This window comes from Janthinobacterium rivuli, assembly GCF_029690045.1.
GTDB classification, from domain to species: Bacteria; Pseudomonadota; Gammaproteobacteria; order Burkholderiales; family Burkholderiaceae_D; genus Janthinobacterium; species Janthinobacterium rivuli.
In genome coordinates, this window is record NZ_CP121464.1 from 2,845,282 (window position 1) to 2,859,794 (window position 14,513).

Annotated in this window: 12 protein-coding genes; 7 read left to right on the forward strand and 5 right to left on the reverse strand. The window is 63.0% G+C overall.

What is annotated here, in order from left to right; genetic code table 11:
- The first annotated feature begins 165 nt into the window (after positions 1–165).
- Positions 166–618 carry a hemerythrin domain-containing protein gene (locus tag P9875_RS13110; protein ID WP_099402517.1) on the forward strand — a complete coding sequence of 151 codons (453 nt, stop codon included), beginning with the start codon at positions 166–168 and terminating at the stop codon, positions 616–618.
- A gap of 19 nt (positions 619–637) precedes the next feature.
- Here P9875_RS13110 and P9875_RS13115 read toward each other — a convergent pair whose 3' ends face one another.
- Entirely contained in the window at positions 638–1,696 is a 1,059-nt protein-coding gene (locus tag P9875_RS13115) for a LacI family DNA-binding transcriptional regulator (RefSeq protein ID WP_278318633.1), read from the reverse strand.
- Positions 1,680–3,593 (reverse strand): glucokinase, encoded by a 1,914-nt coding sequence (locus P9875_RS13120; protein WP_035817879.1) that lies wholly within the window; start codon positions 3,591–3,593, stop codon positions 1,680–1,682. The genes P9875_RS13115 and P9875_RS13120 overlap by 17 nt, the downstream gene beginning before the upstream one ends.
- Positions 3,594–3,938: 345 nt before the next feature.
- Here P9875_RS13120 and P9875_RS13125 point away from each other — a divergent pair, with 345 nt between their 5' ends.
- The 5 genes from P9875_RS13125 to P9875_RS13145 all read left to right on the forward strand — a co-directional run bounded on the left by P9875_RS13125 (position 3,939) and on the right by P9875_RS13145 (position 9,827).
- Positions 3,939–5,228: a maltoporin gene (locus tag P9875_RS13125; RefSeq protein WP_176391018.1), complete on the forward strand. Its 1,290-nt coding sequence runs from the start codon at positions 3,939–3,941 to the stop codon at positions 5,226–5,228.
- Positions 5,229–5,585: 357 nt separating this feature from the next.
- On the forward strand, positions 5,586–6,839 hold the full coding sequence (locus P9875_RS13130; protein WP_035817882.1) for an ABC transporter substrate-binding protein: 1,254 nt from the start codon (positions 5,586–5,588) through the stop codon (positions 6,837–6,839).
- 112 nt (positions 6,840–6,951) lie between these two features.
- Entirely contained in the window at positions 6,952–7,836 is an 885-nt protein-coding gene (locus P9875_RS13135; protein WP_034777935.1) for a carbohydrate ABC transporter permease, read from the forward strand.
- Complete coding sequence (locus P9875_RS13140; RefSeq protein ID WP_086147271.1) at positions 7,833–8,708, forward strand: carbohydrate ABC transporter permease; 876 nt, start codon at positions 7,833–7,835, stop codon at positions 8,706–8,708. The genes P9875_RS13135 and P9875_RS13140 overlap by 4 nt, the downstream gene beginning before the upstream one ends.
- A gap of 9 nt (positions 8,709–8,717) precedes the next feature.
- Positions 8,718–9,827, forward strand: coding sequence for an ABC transporter ATP-binding protein (locus P9875_RS13145; protein ID WP_099402346.1), 1,110 nt, complete (start codon positions 8,718–8,720; stop codon positions 9,825–9,827).
- Positions 9,828–9,895: 68 nt separating this feature from the next.
- Here P9875_RS13145 and P9875_RS13150 read toward each other — a convergent pair whose 3' ends face one another.
- Entirely contained in the window at positions 9,896–10,933 is a 1,038-nt protein-coding gene (locus P9875_RS13150; protein WP_278318634.1) for a ParB/Srx family N-terminal domain-containing protein, read from the reverse strand.
- A gap of 89 nt (positions 10,934–11,022) precedes the next feature.
- Positions 11,023–11,658 (reverse strand): TetR/AcrR family transcriptional regulator, encoded by a 636-nt coding sequence (locus P9875_RS13155; protein ID WP_255206189.1) that lies wholly within the window; start codon positions 11,656–11,658, stop codon positions 11,023–11,025.
- A gap of 122 nt (positions 11,659–11,780) precedes the next feature.
- On the opposite strand from P9875_RS13155, the gene P9875_RS13160 reads away from it, so the two are divergent.
- Positions 11,781–13,154: an MFS transporter gene (locus P9875_RS13160; RefSeq protein WP_278318635.1), complete on the forward strand. Its 1,374-nt coding sequence runs from the start codon at positions 11,781–11,783 to the stop codon at positions 13,152–13,154.
- Here the strand turns inward: P9875_RS13160 and P9875_RS13165 are convergent.
- Positions 13,151–14,371, reverse strand: a complete 1,221-nt coding sequence (locus tag P9875_RS13165; RefSeq protein ID WP_278318636.1) for a hypothetical protein — start codon at positions 14,369–14,371, stop codon at positions 13,151–13,153. The two genes, P9875_RS13160 and P9875_RS13165, sit on opposite strands and share 4 nt — an antisense overlap.
- Positions 14,372–14,513 lie beyond the last annotated feature (142 nt).

A 14,513-nucleotide genomic window follows, 5' to 3' on the forward strand; every position in this document is an offset into this window, starting at 1 on the left:
GCACCTTTACGTTCGGCCTACCTTGTCGTAAGCCATGCTCCTACATGGCTATCACAGGGTGCTGTCTAGAATGGGGACTTCATGTGTACAACTGGAGACAACATCATGGCCACCCAATCACCTCAGGCAGCTTCCGTTTCCCAAACACAGGCCGGCATGCCGGACATGGACGCGATCGAGCTGCTGACGCAAGACCATCAAACCGTGAAAGAACTGTTCGAACAGTATGAGGGCCTCAGCGACCGTTCGCTGGCCAGCAAGCGCAAGCTGGCCTTGAAAATCTGTCAGGAACTGAGTAAGCATGCGATGGTGGAAGAAGAAATTTTCTATCCCGCCGTGCGCGACGCCAGCCGCTCGAATGAAGACTTGATCGACGAAGCCGTCGTCGAACACGCATCGGCGAAGGAGCTGATCGCGCAAATCGTCGCCATGGCGCCTGGCGAAGACTTGTACGACGCCAAGGTCAAGGTCTTGTCCGAGCAAATCGATCACCACGTGCTGGAAGAAGAGGGCGAGATTTTCCCGTGTGCGCGCGACGCGGAACTCGACCTGCAAGCCATGGCCAGCCAGATCGCGGCGCGCAAGGCGGAAATCGAACTGCCCGACATGCAGGCTTGAGCGTCATGCACGCGCGCGGCTAGCGTGCGCGTCCCGTCGACGCCCGTTCCATCAGGGTGAACGCCATCAGATGATGCGTGGCGGGCGACGTTTCTCCTGTACGGCGCTGGCGGATTTCGTCGATGACGAGATTGACGGCGGCGCGCGCCATGTCGGCGATGGGCTGGTGGATGGTGGTCAGTTCGGGCCAGACGGTGGTGGCGACGGGGGTGTCGTCGAAGCCGCACACGCTCAATTCCGCTGGCACCTGCAAGCCCATGCCGTGCGCCACGGCCAGGGTGGCGGCGGCCATGTCGTCGTTGCTGGCGAAGATGGCGCTCGGGTGCGGTGCTTGCGCCAGCAGCTGGCGTGCCGCGTCGAGTCCCGAGCGATACGTAAAGTAGCCTTGCGCCACCCTGTGCGGCGGCACCTGCAAACCCGCTTCCCGCATGGCGTCTTCGAAGGCCTGGCGGCGCAGCAGGGCGGGCGTGTGCGCCGGGTCGCCTTCGATGAAGCCGATGTCGCGGTGGCCCAGTGCGATCAAATGGCGCGTCATGGCCAGCGCCCCTTCGTAGTCGTCGATGCGCACGGCCGAGACGCCGGGCGAGGGACGCGCCGTGGCCACGGCGATGGCGGGGATGCCCATCTGGTTCAGCTGCGCCAGCACCTGCGGCGAATCGCACAGGGGCGGCGGCACGAGGATGCCGTCCACGCCGGCCGCCACCAGGCAATCGATGCCGGCGCGCTGGCTGTCGATGTCTTCGCAGCGTTCGAGCAGCAACTGGCCGCCGCCCTGGCGGCATTGATCCATGGCGCCGACCAGGAATTCGCTGAGAAAGGCGGCGCTCGGGTTGCTGTACAACAGACCGATGCGCAGGGTGCCCGTGCGGGCCGCCCTGGCCGCCAGGTTGGGCTGGTAGCGCAGGCTGGCGATCGCCGCCTCGACCTTGTCGCGCGTGGCCGCGCTGACGCTGGTGCGTCCGTTGATCACGCGCGATACCGTCATGGCCGAGACGCCGGCCACGCGCGCCACATCATGCACGGTGGCGCCGCTGGACGTATCGGGGGCGGCGTGCGCCGCCTTATTCGAGGTGGCCACCGAATTTCAGCTTGCCGCTGATGCGCATGCCGTGCAATTGACCCTCTTCCAGTTCGGCGGCGCTGGTGCGCTGCGCCGTGTCGCGCCGCGCCAGTCCCACCGACAGGATATCGAGCATCATCAGCTGCAGCAGACGCACGATCATGGGCACGAAATTGAGGTTGCCTTCCGGGTGGTTCAGGGTCAGCAGCACGTCGGCCAGCTTGGCCAGCGGCGAACCGCTGGCCGTGATGGCCAGCACGCGCGCGCCGCAGCCTTGCGCCACCTTGACGGTGCGCAGCAGGTCGGGCAGGGCGCCCGAGCGGGAAATGACCAACGCGACATCGCCCGGCTTGAGCATGGCGGCGCTCATTTCCTGCGCTTGCGGGTCGGCAAAGAAGCTGCTGACGATGCCCAGGTTGAGCAGCTTGTGCTGCATGTCGTCGGCCACCACGCGGGCGCTGCCCACGGCCAGCAGTTCCACGCGCTGTGCGCCGCGCAGCAGCTCGATGGCGGCCGTCAGCGCTTTCACGTCGAGCATGTCGCGCATGGCCAGCGCGGCCGAGGCGTTATTGCCCAGCACCTTGCGCGCCAGTTCCGCGTCGGAATCCGAGATTTCCACATGGCAGTGCGCCACGGTGATGGCGCCGCCCGTCAGTCCCGACGCCAGCTTGAGTTTGAAGTCGGCCAGGCCCTGCACGCCGACCGAGCGGCAAAAGCGCATGACGGTCGGCTGGCTGACGCCAACCCGCTGGGCGATTTCGGCGATCGGCAGGGTCAGCATGGCGTTCGGCTCTTTCAAGACCCAGTCGGCCACCTTGCATTCCGATGGGCTCATGCGGCCGCGCGCCTGGCGCACGGATTCGAGCATGGGCGCGCCGGTATGGGCGCGTTTGAGCTTTTGCGCGAGGATGGCGGCGATGCCGAGGAAAGTGGGCAGTTCGGCCGTGATCAGGAAGGTGGGGATCTGCGCCAGGTATTCGTTCAGGCGGCCCTTTTGCTCGAAGCGGGCGCGGAACTGCGACTGTTCGAACAGGGGGCCCAGGCGCGGCACGATGCCCCCGCCTATATAGATGCCGCCCAGCGCGCCCAGGGTCATGGCCACGTTGCCAGCGATGGAGCCGAGGATGGCGCAGAAGCAGTCGACTGCTTCGAGGCATACGTCGCATTCATTGTTCAGCGCGCGGCTGGTGATGTCGGCCGCCAGCAGCGGCGGCGCATCGGGCATACCGGCGCGCTCGGACAGGGCGCGGTAGATCAGTTCCAGCCCGCGTCCGGAGGCGAGGCGCTCGGCCGAGACGTGCGACAGTTCGCGCCAGGCGAAGGACAGCACGTCCATCTCGCGCTGGTCGCACGGGGCGAAACTGACGTGGCCCCCTTCGCTGCCCAGCGCGATCCAGCGGTCTTCGGCGGGGATCATGCCCGACACGCCCAGGCCCGTGCCCGAGCCGAGCAGGCCGATGACGCTGTCGGCGCGCGCCATGCCGCCGCCGATCTGCAGGCGCTGGTCGGGCCGCAGGTAGGGCAGGGCCATGGCCAGCGCCGTGAAGTCGTTTACCACCAGCAGGGTGTCGAGGCCCAGCGTGGCGCGCATGGCTTCGATCGAGAAGAACCAGTGATGGTTCATCATGCGGATATTGTCGTCGTCGATGGGATTGGCGATGGCGATGGCCGCATGGCGCACGCGCGCCGAACCGGCGGCGCGCGCCTCGCTGCTGTCCATATAGGCGGTGATGGCGTCGAGCAGCGATGCGTAGTCGTCGCAGGGCAGCACGGCCACCGCTTCCAGGTGGCCCTGGCGCGTTTCGAGCACGAAGCGGGCGTTGGTGCCGCCGATGTCGGCCAGCAGGCGCGGCCCTTCACTGAAGCGCTCCGCCGGATCGCTGCCTGCTACTTCCATTTTTTCATCAATTTTCATGGCGGTGCCTAGTCTCGTATGCGTGCGCTGTCTTGGCGGCGCACTGTCGTTATGGCAAAAACCAAGGATTTTAATTCGTATACGTGCCGCGTGCCGAAAAATGCGGGACGCCTGCGCAAATGCTTGCCCGCAGTGCTGGAAACGGATGGCGCCAGCGGGAAAAACAGGGCAGTCAACTCGCCTGTCGGTACGCAAATAAAGTGTCGCAGAGTAGTCGTAGGATTACAACATAATATGTTGATATTTGTTCGTAGTATAGTTACTATGTCTCTGCTGGAAAGAATTCTGGCCAGTACATTCGGCCACGAATGACTAGATAAAAAATAACTACTGAGGAGACTTACCATGCTGCATCGCAACATGTTGAAGGCCGTGTTGAAGACACTGCCAGCTGCCATCGTCTTAGCCATCGCCAGCGGTTCCGCTGCCGCCGATCCAATGTACCCATCCGACGCCGAAGGCTTCCACGGCTACCTGCGCGCTGGCGCCGGCAGCAATACCTCGGGCGACGGCGGTTCGCAAGGCTGCTTCGGCCTGGGTGGCAATACCATGAAATACCGTCTGGGCAATGAGTGCGACGCCTACACGGAATTCGGCTACACCAAGTCCGTTGCCCAGTCCGGCGGCGTGAACTATCTGGCCACCGTCTGGGTCAACGCCTACGCGCCAAACTCGGATTTCGGCAGCAACAAGCTGGGCATCGTCAAGGCCTATGTCGAAGCGCAGGGACTCGATTTCCTGAACGGCGGCACGGCCTGGATCGGTAAACGCTTCTACTACCGTCCTGACATCCACATGCTGGACTTGCAGTACATCAACATGAACGGCACGGGCGCCGGCCTGGACCGCATTCCTGCTGGCCCGGGTAAATTCTCGTACGCCTTCTTCAAGGACAACGATGTCAACAAGCGCGACGATAACGGCGCCATCCTCGGCACCACCTCGGCCGTGCGCCAGAACTTCATCTACGGTGAAATTCCCGTCAATGAAAACGGCACCCTGGATCTGGCCGCGACCTACATCATCGGCGAAGGCAAGGACAACGACTTCTACGGCAAGAAGCATAACGGCTGGCAGTTGTCGGCATTCCACCGCCAGGCGAAAGTGTTCGGCGGCGGCAATACCTTCGGCGTGCAGTACGGCGTCGGCCCTGGCACCGGCACGGGCGCGCAGTTCGGCGCTTCGGGCGACACCACTTTCGGTTCGGACGTGAAACGCACGCGCATCTTCAATGACATGGCGATCCAGCCGATGGCCAACTTCGGCATGGAATTCGTCGCCTTGTGGCAAAAAGACGAATCGAACGCCAAGGGTTCGTCGACCTGGACCTCGGTCGGCGTGCGTCCCGTGTATGCATTCACCAACAACTTCAAGCTGGTGGGCGAACTGGGCACGGATCGCGTGACGCAATCGGGCGGCCAGCCAGCCAAGCGTTTGACCAAGCTGACCATCGCACCGACGATCTCCGCCGGTCCTGGCCTGTGGTCGCGTCCTGAACTGCGCGCTTTTGTTACCTACGGCAAATGGAACGATGCGGCCACCGCCTCGGTCAACGCGTCGAACAACGGCGGCCCGATCTACAACAACAATACCAGCGGTACTTCGTACGGCTTCCAAGTCGAAACCTGGTTCTAAACACAGAACCAAACCTGCTGCGCGGCGCGCTTTGCGGCCTGCGATGCTCACCGTGCTCCAGCACGGCTGCGCTTCTCGGCCACAAATCACTGCCGCTCGCGACGGTTTGGTTCAGTGTTGATGTTTGTAAGTGCAGATCAACCTGGCGCATCCTTCGCGGATGCGTTTTTGGCGCCGTCCCGTGATATAAATGCAGTGTAGTCATGTCATGGATCACGGCGCCGTCTTTACACCAAGATGATGCCCGTTTATAAGCGGGTCTGAGCACAAGAGCGCCGGTACAGGCGCAGATTTCACCTTTTTCGGCCCCCGTATGCCGAAGCCCCCTAAAAGCTTGATCAAAAAAGGAATGTGGAGATGAAACTGAAATTCAAGATTACCCAACTGGCCGCATTGACCACCCTGGCATTTGCCGGCAGCGCGTTTGCGACCGACGTGGAAGTGTTGCACTACTGGACCTCCGGCGGTGAAGCGAAGTCCGTGGGCCAGTTGCAGCAAATCGTGAAAGAAAGCGGCTTCGGCTGGAAAGACTTCGCCGTGGCCGGTGGCGCTGGCGAAAACGCCGCGACCGCGCTGAAAACCCGCGTCATTTCCGGCAACCCGCCGACGGCCGCCCAGATCAAGGGTCCATCGATCCAGGAGTGGGGCGCTGAAGGCGTGCTGGCCAATATCGATGATGCCGCCATTCCAGGCAAATGGGATGCCGTGCTGCCGAAAGTCGTCGCCGACATCATGAAATACAAGGGCCACTATGTTGCCGCTCCCGTCAACGTCCACCGCGTCAACTGGATGTGGGTCAATCCGGAAGTGCTGAAAAAAGCCGGCGTGGCCACCACCCCGACCACCTGGGATGCGTTCTTCGACGCGGCCGAGAAGATCAAGAAGTCGGGCGGCATCGCGATCGCCCACGGCGGCCAGCCTTGGCAGGACGCCACCGTGTTTGAATCCGTCGCGCTGGGCGTGGGCGGCACGGAGTTCTACAAGAAAGCCATCCTCAAGCTGGACCAGAAGGAATTGACCGGCCCGACCATGCTCAAGGTGTTCGACACCCTGGGCAAGGTGAAGACCTACATCGACAAGGATGCGGCAGGCCGCGACTGGAATCTGGCGACCGCCATGGTCATCAACAACAAGGCCGGCTTCCAGTTCATGGGCGACTGGGCCAAGGGCGAGTTCACGGCCGCAGGCAAGGTGCCGGGCAAGGACTACCTGTGCGTGGCAGCGCCTGGCACGGACAAGGCCTACACCTTCAACATCGATTCGTTTGCCATGTTCACGCAAAAGGATGCGAATGCGAAGAAAGGGCAGATCGCCCTGGCCAACGCCATCATGAATCCGAAGTTCCAGTCGATCTTCAACCTGAACAAGGGTTCCATCCCTGTGCGTTCCGGCGTATCGAAGGACAAGTTTGACGCTTGCGCCCTGAAATCGATGGAAGACATGGACGCCACCAACAAGACCGGCGGCCTGGTGCCATCGTTCGCCCACGGCATGGCGCTGCCATCGGCCACGCAAGGCGCCGTGACCGACGTCATCGCCAAGTTCATGAACACCAACATGAGCTCGAAAGACGCGGTTGCAGCCCTGGCCAAAGCGGCAAAAGTGAAGTAATCACGACGGCGCCGGCACGCTCGCCGGCGCCCGCTGCATTGCATGCATCGCAGGCGTCCGCCCTGGCTTCGACCAGGCCGGCGCCACACGCAGTTCTCTCTACGGCTCTCCTATGTCCATACGCAAGCAATTCGACCGATGGATACCGCAGATGGTGTTGGGCCCCACGCTCATCGCCAGCCTGGTATTCGTCTATGGTTTTATCTTTTTGACCGGTTGGCTGTCGCTGACCGAATCGCGGCTGATGCCGAACTACGAGTTCGCCGGCCTGGTGCAATACTATGAGCTGTTCGACAACGAGCGCTGGTGGACCTCGCTCAAGAACCTCGGCATCTTCGGTGTCCTGTTCATCGGTTGCAGCATCGCCATCGGCCTGTTCCTGGCGATCCTGCTGGACCAGAAAATCCGCGCCGAAGGCGCGCTGCGCGCCATCTACCTGTATCCGATGGCGCTGTCCTTCATCGTCACCGGCACGGCCTGGAAATGGATGCTCAATCCCAGCCTGGGCCTGGAAAAGGTCATGCACGACTGGGGCTGGACCTCGTTTACCTTCGACTGGCTGGTGAACTCCGACATGGCCATCTACACGGTGGTGATCGCCGGCGTATGGCAGTCGTCGGGCTTTGTCATGGCCCTGTTCCTGGCCGGCCTGCGCGGCATCGATGACGAAATCATCAAGGCGGCGCAAGTCGATGGCGCGTCCCTGCCGACGATCTACTGGCGCATCGTGATTCCCGCCATGCGTCCCGTGTTCTTCAGCGTGCTGCTGATCCTCGCGCATATCGCCATCAAGAGCTTCGACCTGGTCATCGCACTGACGGCTGGCGGCCCTGGCAATTCGTCGTCCGTGCCGGCCATCTTCATGTACCAGTTTTCCTTCACCCGCGGCCAGCTGGGCCTGGGCTCGGCGTCGGCAATGATGATGCTGGCCACCATCGTGGCCGTGCTCGTGCCGCTGATGTACCTGGAAACGCGCAGCGCAAAGGCGATGAGATGACACACACACCTACACGTAACAACAAACTCACCCTGGGACGGGTGGTGCTATACCTGCTGCTGATTCTGTTCGCGGTGTACTACATCGTGCCCCTGTACGTGACCCTGTCGACGTCGTTCAAGTCGCTCGACGAGATCCGCAGCGGCAACCTGCTGGCCTTGCCGCACGTGTGGCAGTTCGATTCCTGGGCCAAGGCCTGGTCTTCGGCTTGCACGGGCGTCACCTGCGACGGCATGCAGCCGTTCTTCTGGAACTCGATCAAGATGGTGATTCCCGCCGTGCTGATCTCGACCTTCCTGGGCGCCTTCAACGGCTATGTGTTCGCGCACTGGCGCTTCCGCGGTTCGGAAATCCTGTTTGCCGCCTTGCTGGTGGGCTGCTTCATTCCCTTCCAGGTGGTGATCCTGCCGATGGCGCGCCTGCTGGGCGAATTCGGCCTGGCCAATACCACCACGGGCCTCGTCTTCGTGCACGTGGTGTATGGCACGGCGTTCACGACCCTGTTCTTCCGTAACTACTATATCGGTGTGCCGGAAGAACTGATCAAGGCGGCACGGATCGACGGCGCCGGCTTCTTCCTGATCTTCCGCAAGATCGTGCTGCCGATTTCGGGTCCGATTTTCGTCGTCTGCATCATCTGGCAATTCACGCAGATCTGGAACGACTTCCTGTTCGGCATCGTCTTCGCCAGCGGCGATTCGCAGCCGATCACGGTGGGCTTGAACAACCTGGTCAACACGTCCACGGGCGTGAAGGAATACAACGTCAACATGGCGGCCGCGGTGATTGCCGCGCTGCCGACCCTGCTGGTCTATCTGGTCGCAGGTCGCTATTTTGTGCGCGGTCTGACCGCAGGCGCAGTCAAAGGTTAAGGAAAGAATATGTCCAGTTTATCGATACGCAGCATCCGCAAGGTGTACACGAATGGCGTCGAAGTCTTGAAAGGCATCGACATCGAAATCAAGGATGGCCAGTTCCTGATCCTCGTCGGCGGCTCCGGCTCCGGCAAGTCGACCTTGCTCAACATGGTGGCCGGCCTGGAAAGCGTCACGTCCGGCGAAATCCTCATCGACGGCAAGGTCGTCAACGACTTGCCGCCGAAAGACCGCGACATCGCCATGGTGTTCCAGTCCTACGCGCTGTACCCGTCGATGACGGTGCGCGAAAACATCGCGTTCGGTTTGAACGTGAAAAAAGTGCCGAAGGCGGAGCAGCAGGAAATCGTCGCCCGCGTCGCCGAAACCCTGCAGATCACGCACTTGCTGGACCGTCGTCCGGCGCAGCTGTCGGGCGGCCAGCGCCAGCGCGTGGCCATGGGCCGCGCCATTTCGCGCAAGCCGTCGCTGTTCCTGTTCGACGAACCGCTGTCGAACCTGGACGCCAAGCTGCGCGTGGAAATGCGCGCCGAGATCAAGCTGCTGCACCAGCGCCTGAAAGCCACCATCGTCTACGTCACGCATGACCAGATCGAGGCGATGACGATGGGCGACCTGATCGCCGTCATGAAGGATGGGGTGGTGCAGCAACTGGGCACGCCGCAGGAAATCTACGACAATCCGGCCAACCTGTTCGTGGCCGGTTTCATCGGCTCGCCGTCGATGAATTTTGTTACCGTCAAGCCTGTCATCGAAGGCAACGAGGTGTTTGTCGCCATCGAGAACGCGGGCAAGAGCCTGCGTCTTGCCTTGCCGTTCGCGGCCGACAAGCTGCGCAGCTATGCGGGCCGCGACGTAATCCTGGGCGTGCGTCCGGAGCAGATCACGGACATGAGCAGCGCGCACGGCGACGTGGGCCAGGAACTCGGTTGTTTGATCGACCTGGTCGAGCCGACCGGCCCCGATACCCTGCTGACGACGCGTTTGAACGGCGCCGCCGTCACTTGCCGCACGCATCCGCGCGAAGCCGTGCTGCCAGGGCAGACCATGCAGCTGTCGTTTAACCTGTCGAAAGCGGCCATGTTTGATCCGGCCAACGGCGAACGCATCGCCTAGGCGTTGTCTCCATAAAAACGGCCCGCTTGTCCTGGTGACAAGCGGGCCGTTGTTGTTTGCGCAGGCGCTTATCGTGCCAGCGATTTCTTGTACATGATGGACTGGCGCAGCTTGCCCTTGTCGTCGATCAGTTCATCGAATTCTTCCCGGTTGACTTCCCGCAGCGCGCCCAGGTCCGCCGCGCGCTTGCCGTCGCTGACGATATCGTCCGCTTGCAGCGCCACCATCGCCTGCGCCGCCAGCAGGATCGCATTCGCATACGCGGCGGGGTCGCGCAGGTCGACCCGCGCAAGGTCCGGCGCCGGTTTGCGGCGCAGCCAGTCGGCCCAGTAAAATTCGAGAAATTCCGTGGCCTGGCCGGGCGGCTTGTAGCCGATCCCGCGCGTGAAGTAGACGAGCGAGCGGTACGGGTCGTCGCCCAGCGCTGCGAGGCCGATGGCCGATGGTAGTTGCTGCGGCGTGATGGCCTGGTTGCGCCCATCTTTCAGCCACACCTTGTTTTCCGCGCGCATGCGGGTCCAGAAGGCCGCTTCGCCCAGCGCGCTGAAATTGTCGCTGACCTTGACCCACACCTTCAATTGATGATTGCGCCCGCCATCGGCATCCCAGAAGGTGGAAAACGTGTGGTGGCCATCGGTCAGGTAGACGATGCCGCGCGGGCCGATGACGACGCTTTTCATGGCGCCCGGTCGGCTGCCCACGGCCGCCTCGCAGCGGTAGCCGGCCGGTGGCGCGGCCAGGGTGGCACCTGGCACATTGGCCGTGCCCGGCAGGACGTCGTGCTGGCCATTGGCTTCGCACAGGTCAGCGAATTTCTTGGGCTTGGCGATGTCGGCGAGGTGTTTTTCTTCGGCCGCATAGCGTCCCAGCTTGTAATAGACCTGGTCGTAGCCGATGGCCGGCTGGGTCGGATGCAATTCATCGAGGCGCACCTGCAGGATGCGCGGATGGGCGGCGTTGCCCACGACGGTGGCCATCAGCGCCTGCTGGCGCGCGCTCAAGGCGGGCAGCGTGGCGGCATCGCGCGCCAGTGCCGGCGGCAGGAATGCCCACTGGCAGCCCAATGCCAGCAGCAGGGCAGGGGAGCGGTGGAAAATCCGGAGCATTGCATCCTCGCTAAAAGACACAGTATCGCTGATGCCATGCACCGCAGCTTGATGCCGCGCAGGCTGGCGTCAATTCATGCGGCCCGCCGTCAGCGGCCCAGCATGCGCAGGCAGGCGTCCGCGACATCGGCGGCAAAGGCGCTGCTGTCCTGCAGTTGCGCGGCGATGGCGTCGTCCGTCACGCCGTGCACGGCCGAGTAAATCATCAGGGCCGCCAGGCGCGGCTGCGGCAACGGCCATGCGCCCGCTGCCGCGCCGCCAGCGAGGATGGCGTCCAGCTGGGCCAGGATGGCGTTCTTGTCGGGGTTGTCCGCCGGCTCGATGCCGAGGCTGCGCCGGTGGCTCGTGTAGACGATGTCGTGCAGCCGCCAGGTACGCAGATAGGTAGCGACATTGGCCTGTACCCATGCGCGCAGCCGGCCCTCCCAGTCGTGCGGCATGCACAGGTCAACGGCCGCTTCCAGGCTGGCCAGGAAGCGGCTGGTGTAGCGTGCGGCCAGCGCCGCCAGCATTTCCTGCTTGGACGGAAAATAATGATAGAACGTGCCTTTCGCCACGCCCGCCAGAGTGGTGATATCGCTGACCGTGGTCGCTTCCACGCCCTTGTCCAGGAACAGCTGCTCGGCGGCGGCCATCAATTCATCAAGGCGAATCTCGGCCGGTTTGGTGCGCGGGCGGGCGGACGCTGGGGCGGCATCGGGCATGGCGGGGCGAAGAGTAGTCATGCGCCCAGTATAAATGAAGCGCCGGCGCAGCCCAAGCATATGGCGCACGCTGCTTTCATTCAATTGACTGACGGTCAGTCGATATGTATGATGAAGGGGAACTCATGAATTGGAGCATCTTCATGCAACGTTATCGCCGCACGGCCTTGGTGGCCGCCGCCTACCTGGGCACTTTTCTTGCGTCGCTCGACATCAGCATCGTCAACGTGGCCCTGCCGACCTTGCAGACGGCGCTGGCGACGGACATGGCGGGTTTGCAGTGGGTGGTCAATGCGTACGCGCTCTGCCTGTCGGCCTGCATGCTGTCGGCCGGCCCGCTGGGCGACCGGCATGGCCACAAGCGCATCTGGCTGCTGGGCGTGGCATTGTTTACCGCCGGTTCGCTACTGTGCGCGCTGGCGGCCAGCCTGCCGCTGCTGCTGGCCGGGCGCGCCGTGCAGGGCGTGGCGGGGGCCTTGTTGATTCCAGGCGCGATGCCGATACTCAGCCATGCTTTTCCGGATCCGCGCGAACGGGCGCATGTGATCGGCGGCTGGTCGGCCTTCAGTGCGCTGGCGCTGATTCTGGGACCGTTGTTGGGCGGCATGCTGCTGGAGGCCACGGGATGGCAAAGCATCTTCCTGATCAATCTGCCGCTGGGTTTGCTGGCCATGCTGCTGGGCGCCTGGGGCATCACGGAGCGTCATTACCGCGAGCAGGCGGCGCTGGACCGGACCGGGCAGGTGTTGAGCATCGCCTGGCTGGGCGCACTCACGTATGGCTTGATCGCGCTGGGTTCAGGCGGTACGCCGGCCTGGCCGCCACTGGTGTTCGCGCTGCTGGCCTTTATCGCCTTCCTTGCCGTCGAGGCGCGCGCGCCGCGCCCCTTGTTGCCGCTACGAATGTTTCGCGAGCGAAGCTTCGCGCTGGTCAACCTGGCCTCGCTGGTGCTGGGCTTTGCCTGCTACAGCAGCCTGTTCTTTTTCTCGCTGTACTTGCAGCAAATCCAGGGCTGGGCGGCGGGAGCCAGCGGCTGGCGCATGTTGCCGCAGTTTGCCGCCATGGGCATCGTTTCCCTGGGCTTTGGCCGTCTCAGCCGCCACGTGCCTTTGCGCCGCCTGATGTTGGGTGGCTACATGCTGGCGGGACTGGTGCTGCTGGCGACGGCGACCTTGGCGCCACAGACGCCGTATGCCATCGTCGGTACCCTGTTCGGCTTGCTGGGCGTGGCCATGGGACTGGCCGTGCCAGCCACAGGCTTGCTGGCCATGGCCAGCGTGGGCAGCGAGCGTGGCGCCATGGCGTCGGCCATCATGAATGCCTTGCGCCAGGCAGGCATGACCCTGGGCGTGGCGGTGCTGGGCAGCGTGATGAGCTTGCGTGCCGCCGCCATGCTGGAGCGGTCGGGACAGGTTGCCGCACTCGCCGCCGGCTTCCAGCTGGCCATGCTGCTGGCGGGGCTGGCATGCCTGGCGGTGGCCTTGCCGCTGTACTGGCTGCCAGCCAGGCAGCCCTAGGCGAGCAAGCCGCTGGGCACGCGCGGCGAAGACATCAAATCGCGGAACGCGGCCCAGTGTTCCGCGCGCGTCGCGCCCTGGCGCTCGACATAGGCTTTCGCCATATCCTGGCCCAGGTTGTAATTGATGACGTACGCGCCCATCGCATCGTAGAACTGCAGGCGCTGCGCCGATTTCTCGGCCGGATACAGGCGCACGTTGACCAGCCATTCCAGCGCTTCCTCGCGCGTGATGCTGCCTTCGAGGTACTGGCGCGCGATGTCGTTGTCGGCGTAACTCAGTTTGGCCAGCAGCGCATTGAGTTGCGCATAGCGGGGCGCCAATGCCGGATCGAGGCCGGCCAGCGGGTACAGCACCTGCTGTTCGAAAGCGAGCCGTTCTTCATCCGTAAAGCTCAGTTCGATGCCGTAATTGGCCGTGCCTTCGGCGATCAGGGATTGCGGCGAGTACAGCGGATAGATGCAGTATTCCATCCAGCCCTTGCCGCGCACCAGATCGCATTCCAGCAGCACGTTGTAGACATGGTGGCCCGGATACGCTTCGTGGCAGCCGAGGTCGACGGCGCGATCGATGTACACGGGCAAGTCGGTATTGATCTGGATCACGCTCTGGTAGTTGCCCTTGTACCAGTTGTAGCCGCTCCATGGTTTGCCGGTGACGAATTCCAGCACAAAATCTTCGCCGTCGGGCAGGGTGATGTACTGCAAGGTGCGTTCCCTGCCAGCCCTGATGGCGGCCTGCATGACGTCCTGCAATCGCTCTGGCGGAATGATGAACTGGCTGCGAAATTGCTGCACACGTTCGCTCACCGCTTGTTTGCCGGGCAACAGGTCGGCCACTTGCGCAACGATGGCTTCATACCAGGCGCGGGTGTGATGGGGAGAAACGGCGTCGTAGAGCTGCGTACTTTCTTCGTCAAAGCCAAGTTTCTCGCCGCCGAGCATCGCCACCTTCGTTTGCATTGCCAGCAATTGCCTGCGCAGGCTGCGCGCGCGCAGCTGCGTTTCCTGGTCAGTGGCCAAAGGTCGCTGCACCAGCAGCGCAAGCGCTGCTGCGATGTCTTGGCTGATCCGTGTGAGCGGCAAGGGCGCAGTCGCCGCCGCCGCTTGCCATTCGGGCGGGCCGTAATACGCGTCCACGTAGGAGGCGTCATGCTGGCCGATGGCCAGCACCAGATGCACATAGCGTTCTGCAATATCGGACAGGAAAGCGGGCATGGCGGCAGGAAGAAGGGAATCGAAGAAGCAGTATAGCAGTCCCGCGGCGTTGTAAATATGGCTGTGACCAGGCTAAGCAGCGCTGAATCAGCGTGATCAATGAAGCCCGTGCCTGATTGTCAGGCACGGGCTTGCAACGCTT